Here is a 16,754-nt window from a genome sequence, read left to right on the forward strand (position 1 = left end):
GTAGCAAAGAAGAAATTCAACGATGCGCAAAAAGCGCGGGTTGAGAATACAGGTGTTCTTCTCGCCGCGGGTTTAATCGCGGGTGAAGCTTTAATCGGATTACTTTTTGCCGGACTTGCGGTTGGCGATATCAAGTACGATGCATGGCTTCCTGCGATATTTGCGGGATTCCCGTTCCCGTTCTACGTCAGTTCGCTGGTGTTCCTGTTTATCGCATGGCTCTTGATCCAGATACCGGTCAAGAACGCGGGCAGACCGGATGAGCCGGCTCCACCGACAGCGGTTATGTAATATTGTTATTCTAATTCCCGTCCCATTTGGTTATTGGGACGGGAATGAGAATCTTTTCATTATTTTAAGAGAGTATGAACCAAAACGAAACTGAGAGAATAAACCTTTTAGATTTAAAACCATCGAGAAATCTGAAGTGGGAAACAGGTGAAAAGAATGAAGTAATTTTATTCGTTCCGAAATTTCAAAATCGGTTATTAGTGAAATATATAATGCCGAACATCAAGAGACCCTATTTCAAAATAAAACTTGATGATCACGGAAGCTTTATCTGGAATCTATGCGATGGTAACACAACCGTCGGAAAGATAGCCGAAGAGATGAAAGGAAAATTTGGCGAAAGCTTCGATCCATCCTATGAAAGAATAGGTAAGTTCGTAAATCAGTTGGTGAGGGATAAATTTTTAACTATTGAGAATATCAAAGTAGTTTGACGCTTAAAATTTAGATGCTGTTCGGAATTTCGAATATATTTCGGGATTTCTTATTAAGTATTATTACTAATAAAAATTGAAATAAGAAGGAGTAAAAATAATGTCAAATGCAATAAATGGATTAAAACCGGAGCTTGTTTGGAAATACTTTGCAGAGATAGCGAAGATTCCTCACGGTTCAAAAAACGAAACCGCAATTTCAAAGTATGTTTATGATACAGCTAAGAAATTCGGTCTGGAAGCAAAGCAGGATAAATTCGGAACGGTACTTGTAAAAAAACCGGCTTCACCCGGATTCGAAAACAAAAAAAGCATCTGCTTGCAAGGACATCTCGATATGGTTTGCGAGAAAAATGCGGATAAAGTCCACGATTTTATGAAAGACCCTATCGAACTTGTACGCAAAGATAATGTGATAATGGCAAACGGCACAACGCTCGGTGCCGATAACGGAATCGCCGTTGCAACTAACCTTGCAATCATGGAAGATAAATCATTGAAACATGGTCCGCTTGAATTTTTATTTACTATTGATGAAGAAACCGGACTCACCGGTGCGAACAATTTACAAAAGGGCTTTGTGCAAAGCCAGATATTGCTGAACCTTGATTCGGAGGAAGAAGGTGCTATTTACGTCGGGTGTTCAGGCGGGCGTGATACACTTGGAACATGGAAAGTAAATTTCGAAAAAATTCCCGCACCTTACATTGCTGCAGAAATTTCGGTCAAAGGATTAAAAGGTGGTCACTCAGGACTTGAAATAGATAAAGGTAGAGGTAATGCGATTAAGATAATAAACCGGGTTCTCATTGCTCTTGGTGAAGTTAGCGCGCGTCTCTCAGCTATCAACGGTGGAAATAAACGTAACGCCATTCCGCGCGAATGCACCGCGCAGGTTTTTATCCCCAAAACAAAAATCGGCTTGGCGAAGGAGATTGTTGCTAATTGTAATATCGTGATGAAAGCTGAGTTAGCAACAGTTGAAAAAGATTTAATAGTCAGCATGGTAGAATTGCCCAAGGTGAAGAAGGGCAAAGTTGTGAAGAAAGCCCAGCAGGTAAAAATATTGCAAACAATCGCAGCGTTGCCGCATGGAGTAATAAAAATGAGCGCCGATATCCCGGGGTTGGTTGAAACATCAACCAATGTCGCTGTTATTGCCACTACAAATAAAGGTATATCCTTAGCAACAAGTCAGCGAAGTTCGGTGGCATCAGAGATTGACGAAATTGCATTTGGCGTGAAAGCAGTTTTCGAATTGGGTACAGCGAAAGTTGAACAATCCGATGGATACCCCGGCTGGAAACCGAATCTCGATTCTCCGATTTTGAAAGTCGCAAAAGCGACTTACAAATCGCTCACCGGTAAAGAACCACATGTCAAAGCGATACATGCCGGACTTGAATGCGGAATCATTGGAGAAAAGTATCCCGGTATGGATATGATCTCTTTCGGTCCAACGCTGGAAGCGGTTCATTCACCCGACGAAAAGATTTATATCGATACAGTAGAGAAGTTCTGGAACTTCCTGTTGGCGATATTGAGGAACGCGAACTGACATCAATTTAATCCCATCCTAACCTTCCCCTTGTTAAGGGGAAGGAACGGAAGGGGTTATTATTAAAAAATACCCGATCTTTCGATTGGGTGCTATCTTCTCCACGACTCAATTTGGTTATATGCGACTCATTTTCATTGACGACTAGAAGTTGGAAATGAGTCACACGTTCTTGTCGCCTATTTGAATTGATGAAAGAATCAAACCTTTGCATCTTCCCTAAAATTTCTATATTTTAATTGAAATCATTCTAGCAAAACTCCAATAATTCCTTAATATTTTATGTCTGAACGACCTTTACCTTCTGCCCTTTACCGCTGGATGGTTCTGCTTTTCATCAGTTTAGCAATGTTCGGTAATTACTATATTTACGATAGTATAAGTCCGCTCGCTGATCTGTTGAAGTCACAACTTTGCTTCACCGATTCTGAAATTGGGCTGCTCAACGGGATTTATAGTTTCCCCAATATCATTATGGTTTTGATCGGCGGCATCATCATAGATAGAATTGGCACGCGGAAATCCGTTTTTATCTTCACCGTACTGATAATGTTAGGTGCGGTAGTAACCGCGGTCAAAGGAGATATTTTTTGGATGGCTTCGGGTCGACTTATTTTTGGTCTCGGCGCCGAATCGATGATAGTTGCTATCACTACAATAATTGCCCGATGGTTCAAGGGTAAACAGCTTGCATTTGCTTTCGGATTGAATTTAACTATTGCCCGACTCGGATCGTTCATGGCACTGAATGCACCTTCGTGGGGAAGAAGTTTGTACGATTACTGGCAATCGCCGCTCTGGATTACTGTCGGCGCAGGAGTGTTTGCGGTGATTTGTATAATAGTCTTTTATATAATGGATGTTTACGCGAATAAAAAATTTACTATGGAGGGAGAAGGTAATCAGGATAAAATAGAGATTAAAGAAATTTTTAAATTCGGTGTTTCATTCTGGTACATCACTGCACTTTGTGTTACATTTTATTCGGCAATGTTTCCGTTTCAAACGTTTGCAATAAAATTTTTTCAGGAAGCACACGGAACTACACGCGAAGTGGGCGGGAATCTATCGAGCATGTTGACACTTGCGGCAATGATCTTCACGCCGCTTTTCGGGTTGTTAACTGATAAAATTGGGAAGCGTTCTTTGATGATGATGTTTGGCTCGCTTCTAATTGTTCCTGTATACCTTATCATGGCATACAAAATTGATCTTGCTTCGTTCATTGGTTTGCAAGGTGGTTTGACTGTAAACATTGCATTCTTTGGAATCGAACAAGCGGTCATACCTTTTTATCTAATAATACCAATGTCGTTAATGGGGATTGCCTTCTCTCTAATACCTGCGGTTATGTGGCCCTCAGTCGCGTACATCGTCGATCCTAAAAAATTAGGAACAGCTTACGGATTGATGACAATGATACAAAATATTGGATTGTTCGGGTTTAATCTTCTGATCGGATGGGCGAACGATTTTTCAGGAGCAAGCGCTGCAAATCCGAATGGTTACACACTCGGCATGTGGATATTTACTTCGTTAGGATTTTTTGGATTGCTTTTTGCGTTCTTGTTAAGGCAGCGAGAAATGGGAATACATGGTCATGGTTTAGAAAACGCAAGTGGTTTAAAAAAATAATTATTGTAGGAAATATCTATGAATGCATCTTCTCACCTTTATTCTGCCTCTCTCATCGCTGTCCGCGATTGCATGGGTACAAAACAAAATGAAAAAGTCCTTATTGTAACCGATGAACCACTTCGAACAATCGGTTATTCACTATGGCAAGCTTCAAAAGATTTAGGAACTGAGGTGATGCTGATTGAAATGCTTCCGCGCAAAACCAACGGAGAAGAACCTCCGGTTGAAGTTGCCGAGTTGATGAAGAAGGTGGATGTAGTTTTGTGTCCAACTTCAAAATCGTTGACACATACCGATGCGAGACGAAACGCCAGTGTAACTGGTGCCCGTGTTGCAACGCTTCCCGGTGTAACGGAAGAAATAATGATTCGTTGTATGAACGCCGATTACAATAAAATCGCCGAGCGGACATTCAAAATTTGTAAGATGATGGAGAAAACCGAAGTGATTCGTGTAACAACTTCATTGAGTACTGATATAACAATGCCGATCAAAGGGCGTGAAGCACATGCAAGTTCAGGACTTTTTAGAGAAAAAGGTTTATGGGGAAATTTGCCGACGGGTGAATCATATCTTGCCCCGCTCGAAGGATTATCAAATGGCGTTGTTGTAGTCGATGGATCGATGGCAAGTGTAGGTATGGTGAACACACCTATCAAAATAATAGTAAAAGATGGATACGCCACAGAAATCACCGGCGGCGATGAGGCAAAACGATTGCGCGAATTATTGGAACCGCATGGTAAGGATGCATACACGGTGGCTGAATTTGGAATCGGCACAAATGACAAGGCAATTCTGACAGGGAAAATCCTAGAAGATGAAAAAGTGATGGGAACAATCCACATAGCGTTCGGTGATAATAAATCTATGGGTGGATCTGTGCGTGTCGCCAGTCATCTTGATGGATTAATTAAGCAACCGACAGTTTGGTTCGATGACAATATGATAATGAAAGATGGAAAGTTTTTGATTAATTTCGAATTGTGAATATCTCAGTAAACTTTTTACTATCAATTATGTCTAATTTTCAGCCTATTTCCTTAATTAATCAAATAATCACCATATACGTCAAATGAAGAAAAAAATATTTATATATTCAGGGGTTGGTATTATCATAATCGCAGTTGCGGTTTATTTCTTATTCTTTAACGGCAATTCAAATAAGATTGAGTACCGGACAGAAAAAATTACACGAGGTGATATCTCTGTTCAGGTTAGAGCGACAGGTACAATCAATCCTGTCCGTACGGTTCAAGTCGGTACACAGGTTTCAGGTATCATAGAAAAAATTTACGTCGATTTTAATTCAGTTGTAAGATTAGGACAACCTATTGCACAGATTGATTCAACATTTTTGTGGGCTTCGGTGAAAGAGGCGGAAGCGAATTTCGAACGAAACCGCGCCCAATTAAACGAAGCTCAGAGGACATTGAATCGAACAAAAGAACTATTTAAGAAAGATCTTGTATCTCAAGCCGATCTGGATGCTGCCCAAACCGGGTATGAAGCGGCGGCAGCTCAGTTGAAACAATCCGAAGGTTCAGTTGAACGCTCACGAGTGAATCTGAGATACGCCGTAATAAGAGCACCGATAGATGGTATTGTTATCTCGCGAGATGTCGATGTCGGTCAAACTGTTGCATCTAGTTTTCAAACTCCGAGAATGTTCACGATCGCTCAGGATTTAAAAAAGATGCAGGTCGAAGCCAGTGTTGATGAAGCCGATATCGGACAGGTGAATATCGGTCAGGAAGTTTCGTTCACAGTCGACGCTTATCCACAGCACGATTTTTCAGGTGAAGTCACTCAAATTCGTCTAGCACCGGTAACTGTACAAAATGTCGTAACATACACAGTAATTATCAGCGTTAGCAATGATGACATGAAATTACGCCCGGGTATGACTGCAACAGCGACTATACTAGTTGACAAAAGAGAAGACGTATTACGTGTGCCGATGCTTGCAACACGATTTCAACCACCAGCTGAAGTGTTGGAAAAAATGAACGGAAAATCGGATGATGAAAAGGGACAGAAAAAAAATATTGAAGCGGATAATCAAGCTGGTGGAGGTAATAAAGGTTCGGTTAATAGAAATATTCCGGAATTCCATCAAGGTGAAAGGCAGGGACAGCCGAGAGAATTTGGAGAAAGAGGTGGCGAGTTTAGACGTGATCGAAGAATGAGAACGAAAGATGAAGAGAAAAATATTGATGCAATGTTTAAAAATAAAACACCGGATAAAGTCATAAAGAAAATGTCGCGCATTTGGATTTTATCCGAAGGGAAAGAATTAAAATCGGTATCGGTGAGAACCGGAATTGGTGATAGCCGTTGGGTTGAGTTGCTGGGTGAAGAATTGAAGGAAGGAGATGAAGTAATCATTGGGACAATCGGCGGCAATAATATGGCGGGTGGCGGACAACAGACGAATCCTTTCAGCCAACAGCGCGGAATGATGATGGGCGGCGGCGGAATGGGTCGGAGATGATAATTATATGATGAGATTTTTTGAAATATTACGGATAGCTTTTGATGCCCTATTGCGGAATAAAATGAGATCGCTTCTCACGATGCTTGGGATAATAATCGGGGTAGGAGCTGTGATTGCCATGATAGCCGTTGGTGAAGGTGCGCGTGTACAGGTTGAGTCGCAGATAAGCACTCTCGGATCGAATGTTCTTATGGTGTTTCCGGGATCTTTGGGCCGCGGTGGTGTAATGAGCGGCAGCCAAACCGGAACAGGATTAACCGAGGAAGATCAAAATGCCGTAAAAGAACAATGTCCTGCTGTTGCGTACGTCAGTCCACAGGTTGGAACAGGCGGGCAACTTGTATATGGAAATAAAAATTGGGGAACAAGAATACAAGGAGGCACAACAGATATATTTCCGATCCGCGATTGGCAGTTAATTGCAGGTGATTTTTTCACAGATCAGGATGTTCGCGCGGCAACTAAGGTTTGCGTCATAGGAAAAACCATCGGTGATCAGTTATTTGAAACCGAGGATCCGATCGGACAGACTCTCAGGATCAGAAGTATTCCATTCAGAGTTGTAGGTGTTTTGAAATCGAAAGGTCAAAACGCGATGGGTCAGGATCAGGATGATGTTGTTCTGATTCCGTACACCACTTTACAGAAGCGATTAATGGGGCACACTCATTCATGGGGGTTCATTGTTTCAGCTGTTACAAAAAAACAAATCCCTGAAGCACAGCAGCAAATAACCGATCTTCTGAGAGCGCGTCATAAGTTGGGTTTTGGCGATGAAAACGATTTTACTATTCGGACACAAACAGAGATTGCCGATGCTCAATCTGCAACCGCAAATATAATGACGATTCTTCTCGCCAGCATAGCGTCAATTTCTCTTCTGGTTGGAGGAATCGGAGTGATGAATATAATGCTCGTTTCGGTTACGGAACGAACGCGTGAAATTGGAATACGGATATCCATTGGTGCGCGACAGAGAGATATTTTGACTCAATTCTTAATGGAAGCTATTGTAATGAGTTTGCTTGGTGGTCTAATCGGAATCTTATTCGGCGTTGTTGCGTCGAACCTTGTTTCTAAATTTGCGGGATGGCCCACATTCGTTACAACACAATCAATAGTTATGGCGGTATCGTTCTCTATGGTGGTAGGAGTATTTTTCGGATATTATCCGGCAAGAAAGGCATCAGGTCTTAATCCGATCGATGCATTGAGGTATGAATAATTTATAGGGGGTTATTGTGACTAAGGTATGGACGGAAGATGAAATAAAACTTTTAAAAAAATCTTATCGGACACGCGGGGCTAAGTATGTTGCCGATAAGATCGGCAGGTCAACCGATTCTGTTACCATGAAAGCGGGGCAACTTGAAATCCATGTTAAAAATTTAAAAAAATGGGAGGAATGGGAAGATAATTATCTACAACGGCATCACGAGGATCGAACTAACGGATCGATCGCTCGTTCTCTCAAAAGAACAATCCCATCGGTTCTTGGAAGAATGAAAAAATTAGGACTAACCGGACCTCGCCACGAACGATGGACCGAAGAGCAAAAAGAATTACTCCGAAAATATTATCCTGATAGATCGATTTCACTCACCGATATTGCAAAGATGATCGGCAGATCAAGGTACAGCCTGCTTATTTATGCGCAATACCTCGGGGTGCACAGACCCCAACATGATCATGAATGGTCAAAAGAGGAACACCGCTTTCTTGTAAAAAATTTTAAAAAGAAATCAAACAAGGAACTTGCAGAAAGTTTAGGTTTAACTTTAAGTGCGGTCAATCATTACTTGAGTCGCCATGGTTTGAACCGACGGGCAAAACCGCGAAGGTGGACTGAAGAAGAAAAAGAATATCTTCGTACCAGCTACAAAAATATTCCAACCTGCGAGATTGCCGAAAAATTACAACGAAGTAAAGATAATATTATCAATTACGCCGGTGAATTGGGATTAAGTTCAGGTCCAAGTAAATTATGGAGTGAACAAGATAAATCCTATGTTATAGAAAATTACGGTCGTGAGCCGATCGAAAAGATCGCCGAAATTTTAGGCAGAACTCCCAAAGCTATTGATGCGTATATCGTGAAGCATAAATTATTGCAAAAATGAATCAATCTTGCGTCTCATTTTTTAAATCGAAATGTAATTATTTCTACAATGATTAAATAGATGGCTTTTCAACTTATCTCTGATTTTAAACCGGACGGTGATCAACCGCAGGCGATTAAAGAATTATCTGAGGGTCTCCTGCGCGGCGATAAATATCAAACCCTTCTCGGTGTTACAGGAAGCGGAAAAACTTTTACGATCTCGAACGTCATCGCACAAATAAATAAACCCACGCTCATCATGTCTCATAATAAAACTCTCGCTGCTCAGTTGTACGCGGAGTTTAAGCAATTTTTTCCTAAAGATCGCGTTGAATTTTTTATTTCCTATTACGATTACTACCAACCCGAAGCATATTTGCCGGTAACCGATACTTATATTCAAAAAGATTCGTCGGTGAACGACGAGATAGACAGACTTCGTCTCAAGGCAACAAGCGCATTGCTAAGTGGTGATTCAAACGTGATCGTGGTTGCTTCTGTAAGTTGTATCTACGGCATCGGCGCGCCGGACGAATGGCTCGATCAAATGATCCGCGTTAAAAAGGGAGACCGGATTGAACGAAGCGTTTTACTAAAAAAACTTATCAGCATTCATTATTCAAGAAACGATTTTGATTTCAGCAGGGGAACATTTCGTGTCCGCGGTGATATCGTTGAAATAATCCCCGCTTATGAAAACGAAGAGGCATTGCGGATCGAACTTTTTGGTGATGAGATCGAAAAAATATCTCGTATAAACCCCCTTACGGGTCAGTTTGTTTCAGAAAGTGAATTTGAGATCATATATCCGGCCAAGCATTTCATAACCACACCCGCGACTTTAGAACGCGCTATAATAGATATTGAAGCTGAGATGAATGAGCAAGTGAAAACTTTTAAACAACTCGGAAAGCTTGTCGAGGCACAGAGGATAGAGCAACGTACCAGGTTCGATATCGAAATGATGTGCGAGGTTGGATATTGTTCCGGTATAGAAAATTATTCCCGTCACATCGCGGGCAGACCACCGGGATCGCGGCCACATTGTTTGCTGGATTATTTTCCGAAAGATTTTCTACTTGTGGTAGATGAATCGCATGTCTCTGTTCCTCAAATCGGCGGTATGTGGCATGGCGACCGCGCACGCAAAACAACATTGGTCGATTTTGGATTTCGGTTACCTTCGGCGTTAGATAACAGACCGCTCACTTTTGCTGAGTGGGAAAATATTATTAATCAGGTTATTTTTGTTAGTGCAACTCCGGGTCCGTATGAACTGAGCAAATCTAATGGAGTCATCGTTGAACAGATAATTCGTCCAACCGGACTTGTTGATCCCGAAGTAGAAATCCGTCCCATTAAGAATCAAATTGATGATCTCATTCATGAAATCCGCGAGCGCACAAAAAGAAAAGAACGGATTCTAGTTACAACGCTGACGAAAAGAATGGCAGAAGATTTATCAAAATATCTCAGTGATATAAAAATTAAGGTAAGGTATATTCATTCTGAAATAGATTCGTTAGAGAGGGTGGAAATATTGCGCAACCTGCGTTTGGGTAATTTCGATGTGTTGGTAGGTGTAAATTTATTGCGTGAAGGATTGGATTTACCTGAAGTATCGTTGGTGGCGATTTTAGATGCTGACAAGGAAGGTTTTTTAAGATCAGATAAATCATTGATACAAACGGCAGGCAGAACAGCCCGGAATTTAAACGGGAAAGTTATTCTCTACGCCGATATTGAAACCGGATCGATGAAACGTATGCTGGATGAAACGCGGCGGCGGCGCGAGAAACAAATCGAATACAACAGAAAGCACGGTATTACCGCGAAGACTATTTACAAAACGACTGAAGAAATTCTTGCTGCCACATCGGTTGCGGATGTGAAAGCTTCGCGAGACGCTCGGCGCGAAAGAGAAAAGGTGCCGATTGTCTCGGAATCCGTTTTTAAATATATGACGAATGAGCAACGCAAAGACCTTATTGAAGAACTTCGGTTGGAAATGAGAAAGGCATCGAAAGATCTGGAGTTTGAAAGAGCGGCAGATTTAAGAGATGAAATTACACGAATGGAGAAAATGATTAAATAAAACGGGTTGTATGATGGAGGCAGAATTACTGAATATATTCCGACAATCTTTTGTTGATCCTCTTAAGGATTTTATCTTTCCACCCGTTTGCCTCGCATGCAATAAACGCATGGAAAATAAAACAGAACGTGTATGCCGCCAATGTTGGGATAGCATATTACGCATCGATTCATTGCATCCCACATGGAAAGAGATTAAATCAAAATTCGACACTGAAAGTTTGATAAAAGATTTAGCATCGGTTTTTTTATTTGAAAAGGAAGGAACATTACAGCAGCTTATTCATCTTCTAAAATATCAGGGGATGAAATCTTTAGGAATACGATTAGGTGAAGAATTGGGGAGTAGATTACTACTCAATCAATTCTATGCCGACGCTGATTACCTGATACCAATTCCTTTGCACAGACTCAAATATCGCGAGCGTGGGTATAACCAAAGCGAATATATTTGTAGAGGCATGTCGAACATCAATAAAATTCCTTTAAATATTTCATTAGTGATCAGACAGAAGTACACGCAAACTCAAACTCAACTAAATCTCATTGAACGAAAAGACAATGTGGGAGACGCTTTTAAAATAAATGAAAAATATTGTAATCTAGTTGAAGGGAAAAGATTCATCATTGTAGATGACGTTATCACAACCGGATCGACCATAAATTCGTGTGCAAAGGTGCTTCTTACATCCGGTGCCGATCGTGTTCTCGCTGCTTCGGTGGCGTTAGCAGAATAGGAACATTCCGGCAAAGAGTTTATTTATATGTGAAATCCCTATAGCCGCGAGCGAATCTACAGTTGACACTGAAGAATTTCTAATCAATATTCCTTATAGTCAGGTTATTCGCATTTGTATTTCATTCCCATCTTTGGTAAATTATTGCAATAAATGATTAAATTTCTAATCTAAAAACGAAAATATTCAAACGAAATGGAGATTCTCAATGGCAGTTAAAGTAGGCATCAATGGATTCGGACGAATCGGGCGACAGGTGTTCCGGATTATTCGCGATAACTATCCCAAGACTTTGGACGTAGTCGGGATAAACGATATCGGAGATCTGAAGACGATGGCTCATCTTTTAAAGTACGACACTAACTACGGCAAGTTCAACGGTAAAGTTGAAGTCGGTGAAGGTGAACTTATTATTGATGGTAAAAAAATCAAAATGTTCAAAGAAACCGAACCGGACAAACTTCCATGGAGTAGTGTGGGTGTTGATATAGTAATTGAAGGAACCGGACTTTTCACGATAAAGAAAGACGGTGTGAACAAAAAGGGAAAGATTGTAAAAGGTGCCGAAAACCATATCACAAAAGGTGGAGCCAAGAAAGTAATTATCACAGCCCCCGCCGAAGGTGAAGACCTGACTGTCGTTCTTGGCGTGAATGAGAAAAACTATGATCCAAAAAATCATAATGTTATTTCAAATGCTTCTTGCACAACTAATTGTCTCGCACCGGCAGTAAGGGTGGTTCACGATAAATTTAAAATCAGCAAAGGATTGATGACAACGATTCATGCGTACACAAATGATCAGAAGATTTTAGATTTACCTCACAGCGATTTACGTCGTGCCCGCGCTGCCGCGATGAACATTATTCCGACAACAACGGGGGCCGCAAAAGCATTGGCGTTGGTTATTCCTGAATTAAAAGGAAAGTTCGATGGTTACGCTCTGCGCGTTCCAACTTCAACAGTTTCCGTCGTGGATTTTACAGCGCAGATAGAAACTCCATGCACTACCGAAGAATTGCGACAGGTATTTCGTGATGCGGCAAACGGACCGATGAAAGGTATTCTTGCCGCGATTGATGAACCACTTGTGAGCATCGATTTTAAAGGCGATCCGCATAGCTCATCGGTAGATTTGCCGTTCACACAGGTTCTCGGTAAAGAGAAGAGCGATTTTATTAAAGTCGTTACATGGTACGATAATGAGTGGGGTTACTCTGTTCGAACAGCAGATCTGGCTAATCTTATTGCTTCGAAACTATAAGCGAAATAAAAAATTTATATATGAATAAGAAAACTGTAAAGGATATTGATCTCAAAGGTAAACGCGTTCTGATGCGTGTCGATTTCAATGTCCCAATGGATAAAGGAATCGTAACCGATGATAAACGTATACGCGCGGCACTTCCAACGATCCAATATGTTTTTGATCAGGGCGCTTCGTTGATAGTGATGAGTCATTTAGGTCGTCCCAAAGGAGTTGGCTTCGAACCTGAGTTTAGTTTGAAACCGGCTTCTGAATCGCTTTCAAAATTGTTGAACAAACCGGTAAAGATGGCGCCCGATTGTATTGGAACAGAGGTTGAGTCACTGGTGAATAATTTGAAACCGGGTGAACTGCTTATGTTGGAGAATGTCCGTTTCCATAAAGAAGAAGAAAAGAACGATCTTGAGTTTGCAAAAAAACTTGCCATGCTCGGAGATGTATATGTGAACGATGCTTTCGGTTCCGCGCACCGCGCTCATGCAAGCACAGAAGGTGTTGCAAAATATATTCCCGCAGTTTCAGGTTTTCTCATGCAGCAGGAATTGGAATATTTAAGCAAAGCCACAATGAATCCCGAGCGGCCGTATGTTGCTATTCTTGGCGGCGCTAAGATCAGTGATAAGATCGCGGTGATTGAGAACTTATTGACTAAGTGTGACACACTGATTATCGGCGGCGGTATGGCGAATACTTTCCTCGCCGCAAAGGGATTCAACATGGCAGAAAGTTTAGTGGAAAAGAGCGCTGTTGATACTGCGAAAAATATTATAGCCAAAGCAGGTGATAAACTTTCATTGCCTACGGATGGCGTTGTTGGTTTTAAATCCGATCCGCAAGCCCAACCGAAAATTGTTGATGCTGATAAAGTACCAAGTGGCGGAAGCATGATGGATATCGGTCCGATGAGTATCGAAAAATTCAGTGCAATTCTGAAAAATGCAAAACTTGTCGTCTGGAACGGCCCGATGGGAGTTTTCGAAGATCCGCGGTACTCGGAAGGAACGTTCGCGATTGCGAAGCTCTTGGCTTCATGCGGCGCAACCACCGTCATTGGTGGAGGTGATAGCGCGTCGGCAGTAAAAAAATCCGGAGTTGCAAAACAAATGTCTCATGTATCTACAGGTGGCGGGGCTTCACTCGAATTTCTGGAGGGGAAAATTCTTCCCGGTGTAGCCGCGTTAATGAACAAATAATAATTTAAATTGTGCCGTGTGAATAGTTCAAAGTAACATATTTTCTCACGGCACTTTTTTATTTAGGGTGAGGATGAAACCCAAACGGTTTCACTTTCGTTTATAATAGAAAAGGTTTATATTATTCCATGTCATACTATCGATACTCCAGTTCAAGCTATTCCAGACCCTCGTTTTTCGGCGGGTTTAAGTTTTTTCCTCCTGTAATCAAAGCCCTTCTGATCAGTAATGTAGCAGTATATTTTCTTGCGAGCTTCTTCAGTTTATTCCGCATTCAAGGAATGCCATTGTCTGTTTTCATAGATACGATACTTCCTTTATATCCGATCGGAAGCGGATTTTACGTGTGGCAGTTGTTCACATATATGTTCATGCACGGCGGACTGATGCATTTACTTTTCAACATGTTAGCTTTGTGGATGTTCGGCATGGAATTGGAAAATCTGTGGGGCTCAAAGAAATTTTTCTTGTACTACATGCTGTGTGGTCTTGGCGCAGGTCTGTCGAATCTTTTTATCGCTCCGTTGTTTGCCGCGGGCGGTCCAACTGTTGGCGCATCAGGCGCTGTCTACGGTGTTCTTATTGCGTTTGGCATGTTATTTCCCGAAAGACCGATCTTTATTTATTTTCTCCTTCCCATTCGAGCGAAATATTTTGTTCTGCTTTATATCGGTATTGAAATATACGCGGGTGTTACCGGCACAATGGACGGCATTGCGCACTTTGCTCACCTCGGAGGTGCCGCGGTTGGTTTTCTGTATCTGATTGCCGAACGGAAGGGCTTTTCATTTGATCGTTTTATCCCAAGACGTAAAATGACTTATGTAAGCGGTGGAAAGGAATATGAGTATGCGTCGTCGGGAAGAGCGGATATAGCGGATGCAAGTTACTTCGATCTGCGTGATGAAAGAAAATCTGATGCTGAAAAAAGTGTTGATGATATTCTCGATAAAATTAATCAGCATAGTTACCAGAGCCTGACCGAAGAAGAAAGAAGGATATTATTTGAAGCAAGCAAGAAACTGAATTAACTGATTCACGTATCAGGATTCACGCTGCTTTAAATACCGTTATTACAATTATTACAATATTTTCAATCAAATAATCTTTACAATGCAAAATAACCCTCAATCTATAGAGCACGCCTCACACAAAGTTGGAATTCGGCGAGTGACTCGTCAAGTTAATGTTGGCGGAGTTCTTGTCGGGGGCAATGCGCCAATCTCTGTTCAAACCATGACTAAGTCGAAGACATCGAATGTCGCAGCTACAGTTGCGCAAATTAAGCAAGCGGCTATTGCAGGATGCGATATTGCCCGTGTAACAGTGAACGATGAACCCGCTGCCGATGCTATTGCAGAAATAGTTAAACAATCTCCAATACCGGTTGTTGCGGATATACATTTCAATCATATCTTCGCTCTGAAATCTATTGAAGCGAATGTTGCTAAAGTTCGATTGAATCCTGGGAATATCGGTTCAAGAGACAGAATCCACCAAGTTCTCACAGCCGCGAAAGCAAAAGGAATTCCGATACGAATAGGTGTGAATTCCGGTTCGCTTGAAGAAGATATTCTGGAAAAGCACGGTTATCCAACAGCCGAGGCATTATTCGAAAGCGCTATGCGGCATGTTGAGATTTGTGACGAGTTTAATTTTAAAGATGTGATAATCTCTGTGAAGTCGACAGATGTGAAGTTGATGATTGAAGCATATCGGTTAATTGCACAGCGGACAGATATTCCACTGCATCTTGGGGTAACGGAAGCCGGACCAACGAAAGTTGGAACGATCAAATCTGCAGTTGGGATCGGAACTCTTTTAGCGGAGGGGATTGGAGATACAATCCGTGTTTCTCTCACCGATGATCCTGTAAAAGAAGTTGAAGTTGGGAAGGAAATTCTTCGCTCATTAAGTTTAGCAACACGTAATGTGGAATTGATCGCCTGTCCGACGTGCGGCAGATTAGAAGTTGATCTATTCGGTATAATGAAAGAACTCGAGGAAAAACTTTCTGGTGTGAAAAAACCGATTAAGATAGCCGTTCTAGGTTGTGTTGTTAACGGACCCGGTGAAGCAAGTGAAGCCGACATCGGCATTGCGGCAGGAAAGGGAGTTGCTATTCTTTACCGGAAGGGTGTGGTAGTGAAAAAAATAAAAGAGGAGGAAATTGTTTCTGCAATTTTGGAGGAGGTTGAAAAATTCCAGCCGTTATAATATTTCGTTACGGATATAAATTCAATCGAGCATACTATTGTAGCCGCGGACTTTTATATGGTATCTTAAGCTAAATGTCCGCGTGAATGCCAAAGATGCAGCCATCTCAATAAAGCCGTGAGGAGATTGCGGCTACACGGGGGTAAAAAATGTCTGCGTTGTTTGTCAAACAATTTCTGTTTTCACCTGTATTTTGCAACGTAAATTATTTATAATCATAATTTACTTTGTTATTATTTCTAAATATTTTTTACCAATAATAAAGAAACTTCTTTTTTTCTTGATAGATACCAATTGATCACGACTAATTTTACTCAAGGCATTTTTCTTTTGTGATTCTTCTATTTCAGTACCATTCAATACAATCGGTACATCAATGTTTAAATAGAATCTCAAAATATCAACACACTTAGCTGTATCATCATCTTTAAATTTAAAATTATACCATCCTTCTTTTCTCACTGCATCGAATAAATGTTCGTCTTCAAATATTTCTTCAGAAATTGCTATGCCATCTAGTATATAAAGATTTTTCGAATCTTGACAAAATATGATGAATCCTAATGAATCAAGATGTAAAGTTGTAGAGTCTATGGCTCTAAACGATATTCCATAGGCAGCCCGATGCAATGCTCCCACAAGTCCTCGTTTCTGAATCTGGTTACAATAGTTGCTGTCAATACCGAGAAAAGTACACAGGATTATAATAATTGTGTAATATTTCATT

At 41.2% G+C, this 16,754-nt stretch carries 15 protein-coding genes; 14 read left to right on the top strand and 1 reads right to left on the bottom strand.

Annotated elements, in window-relative coordinates; genetic code table 11:
* The 14 genes from HZB59_13520 to ispG all read left to right on the top strand — a co-directional run.
* Positions 1 to 291, top strand: a 291-nt coding sequence (locus HZB59_13520; protein MBI5022448.1) for an oligopeptide transporter, OPT family, incomplete at its 5' end; no start/stop codon positions are given.
* A 74-nt stretch (positions 292 to 365) separates the two neighbouring features.
* Positions 366 to 725 carry a PqqD family protein gene (locus HZB59_13525; protein MBI5022449.1) on the top strand — a complete coding sequence of 120 codons (360 nt, stop codon included), beginning with the start codon at positions 366 to 368 and terminating at the stop codon, positions 723 to 725.
* 100 nt (positions 726 to 825) lie between these two features.
* The gene (locus HZB59_13530) at positions 826 to 2,283 is read left to right on the top strand and encodes an aminoacyl-histidine dipeptidase (GenBank protein MBI5022450.1); all 1,458 of its coding nucleotides are present in this window, start codon (positions 826 to 828) and stop codon (positions 2,281 to 2,283) included.
* Between the two features lie 282 nt (positions 2,284 to 2,565).
* Positions 2,566 to 3,918, top strand: a complete 1,353-nt coding sequence (locus tag HZB59_13535; GenBank protein MBI5022451.1) for an MFS transporter — start codon at positions 2,566 to 2,568, stop codon at positions 3,916 to 3,918.
* An 18-nt stretch (positions 3,919 to 3,936) separates the two neighbouring features.
* Complete coding sequence (locus HZB59_13540) at positions 3,937 to 4,911, top strand: aminopeptidase (GenBank protein MBI5022452.1); 975 nt, start codon at positions 3,937 to 3,939, stop codon at positions 4,909 to 4,911.
* An 85-nt stretch (positions 4,912 to 4,996) separates the two neighbouring features.
* Entirely contained in the window at positions 4,997 to 6,415 is a 1,419-nt protein-coding gene (locus HZB59_13545; GenBank protein ID MBI5022453.1) for an efflux RND transporter periplasmic adaptor subunit, read from the top strand.
* Between the two features lie 10 nt (positions 6,416 to 6,425).
* Entirely contained in the window at positions 6,426 to 7,643 is a 1,218-nt protein-coding gene (locus HZB59_13550; GenBank protein MBI5022454.1) for an ABC transporter permease, read from the top strand.
* Between the two features lie 16 nt (positions 7,644 to 7,659).
* Positions 7,660 to 8,538: a hypothetical protein gene (locus HZB59_13555; protein ID MBI5022455.1), complete on the top strand. Its 879-nt coding sequence runs from the start codon at positions 7,660 to 7,662 to the stop codon at positions 8,536 to 8,538.
* A 60-nt stretch (positions 8,539 to 8,598) separates the two neighbouring features.
* Positions 8,599 to 10,614, top strand: coding sequence for an excinuclease ABC subunit UvrB (gene uvrB, locus HZB59_13560; GenBank protein MBI5022456.1), 2,016 nt, complete (start codon positions 8,599 to 8,601; stop codon positions 10,612 to 10,614).
* 109 nt (positions 10,615 to 10,723) lie between these two features.
* Positions 10,724 to 11,350 carry a ComF family protein gene (locus tag HZB59_13565; GenBank protein ID MBI5022457.1) on the top strand — a complete coding sequence of 209 codons (627 nt, stop codon included), beginning with the start codon at positions 10,724 to 10,726 and terminating at the stop codon, positions 11,348 to 11,350.
* 208 nt (positions 11,351 to 11,558) lie between these two features.
* Positions 11,559 to 12,614, top strand: coding sequence for a type I glyceraldehyde-3-phosphate dehydrogenase (gap, locus tag HZB59_13570; GenBank protein MBI5022458.1), 1,056 nt, complete (start codon positions 11,559 to 11,561; stop codon positions 12,612 to 12,614).
* Between the two features lie 20 nt (positions 12,615 to 12,634).
* The gene (locus HZB59_13575) at positions 12,635 to 13,810 is read left to right on the top strand and encodes a phosphoglycerate kinase (GenBank protein ID MBI5022459.1); all 1,176 of its coding nucleotides are present in this window, start codon (positions 12,635 to 12,637) and stop codon (positions 13,808 to 13,810) included.
* Between the two features lie 128 nt (positions 13,811 to 13,938).
* Positions 13,939 to 14,841, top strand: a complete 903-nt coding sequence (locus HZB59_13580) for a rhomboid family intramembrane serine protease (GenBank protein MBI5022460.1) — start codon at positions 13,939 to 13,941, stop codon at positions 14,839 to 14,841.
* Positions 14,842 to 14,923: 82 nt separating this feature from the next.
* Positions 14,924 to 16,027: a flavodoxin-dependent (E)-4-hydroxy-3-methylbut-2-enyl-diphosphate synthase gene (gene ispG, locus HZB59_13585; protein ID MBI5022461.1), complete on the top strand. Its 1,104-nt coding sequence runs from the start codon at positions 14,924 to 14,926 to the stop codon at positions 16,025 to 16,027.
* A 222-nt stretch (positions 16,028 to 16,249) separates the two neighbouring features.
* Here ispG and HZB59_13590 read toward each other — a convergent pair whose 3' ends face one another.
* Positions 16,250 to 16,753, bottom strand: coding sequence for a hypothetical protein (locus tag HZB59_13590; GenBank protein MBI5022462.1), 504 nt, complete (start codon positions 16,751 to 16,753; stop codon positions 16,250 to 16,252).
* Between the last annotated feature and the right edge of the window lies 1 nt (position 16,754).

It is taken from the genome of Ignavibacteriales bacterium, from assembly GCA_016214905.1.
In the GTDB taxonomy this organism is placed as follows: Bacteria; Bacteroidota; Ignavibacteria; order UBA10030; family SZUA-254; genus PNNN01.

Coding starts and splice junctions, on each gene's coding strand:
- HZB59_13525 (MBI5022449.1), top strand. CDS start 366: ATGAACCAAAACGAAACTGAGAGAATAAACCTTTTAGATTTAAAACCA.
- HZB59_13530 (MBI5022450.1), top strand. CDS start 826: ATGTCAAATGCAATAAATGGATTAAAACCGGAGCTTGTTTGGAAATAC.
- HZB59_13535 (MBI5022451.1), top strand. CDS start 2,566: ATGTCTGAACGACCTTTACCTTCTGCCCTTTACCGCTGGATGGTTCTG.
- HZB59_13540 (MBI5022452.1), top strand. CDS start 3,937: ATGAATGCATCTTCTCACCTTTATTCTGCCTCTCTCATCGCTGTCCGC.
- HZB59_13545 (MBI5022453.1), top strand. CDS start 4,997: ATGAAGAAAAAAATATTTATATATTCAGGGGTTGGTATTATCATAATC.
- HZB59_13550 (MBI5022454.1), top strand. CDS start 6,426: ATGAGATTTTTTGAAATATTACGGATAGCTTTTGATGCCCTATTGCGG.
- uvrB (MBI5022456.1), top strand. CDS start 8,599: ATGGCTTTTCAACTTATCTCTGATTTTAAACCGGACGGTGATCAACCG.
- HZB59_13565 (MBI5022457.1), top strand. CDS start 10,724: ATGGAAAATAAAACAGAACGTGTATGCCGCCAATGTTGGGATAGCATA.
- gap (MBI5022458.1), top strand. CDS start 11,559: ATGGCAGTTAAAGTAGGCATCAATGGATTCGGACGAATCGGGCGACAG.
- HZB59_13575 (MBI5022459.1), top strand. CDS start 12,635: ATGAATAAGAAAACTGTAAAGGATATTGATCTCAAAGGTAAACGCGTT.
- HZB59_13580 (MBI5022460.1), top strand. CDS start 13,939: ATGTCATACTATCGATACTCCAGTTCAAGCTATTCCAGACCCTCGTTT.
- ispG (MBI5022461.1), top strand. CDS start 14,924: ATGCAAAATAACCCTCAATCTATAGAGCACGCCTCACACAAAGTTGGA.
- HZB59_13590 (MBI5022462.1), bottom strand. CDS start 16,753: ATGAAATATTACACAATTATTATAATCCTGTGTACTTTTCTCGGTATT.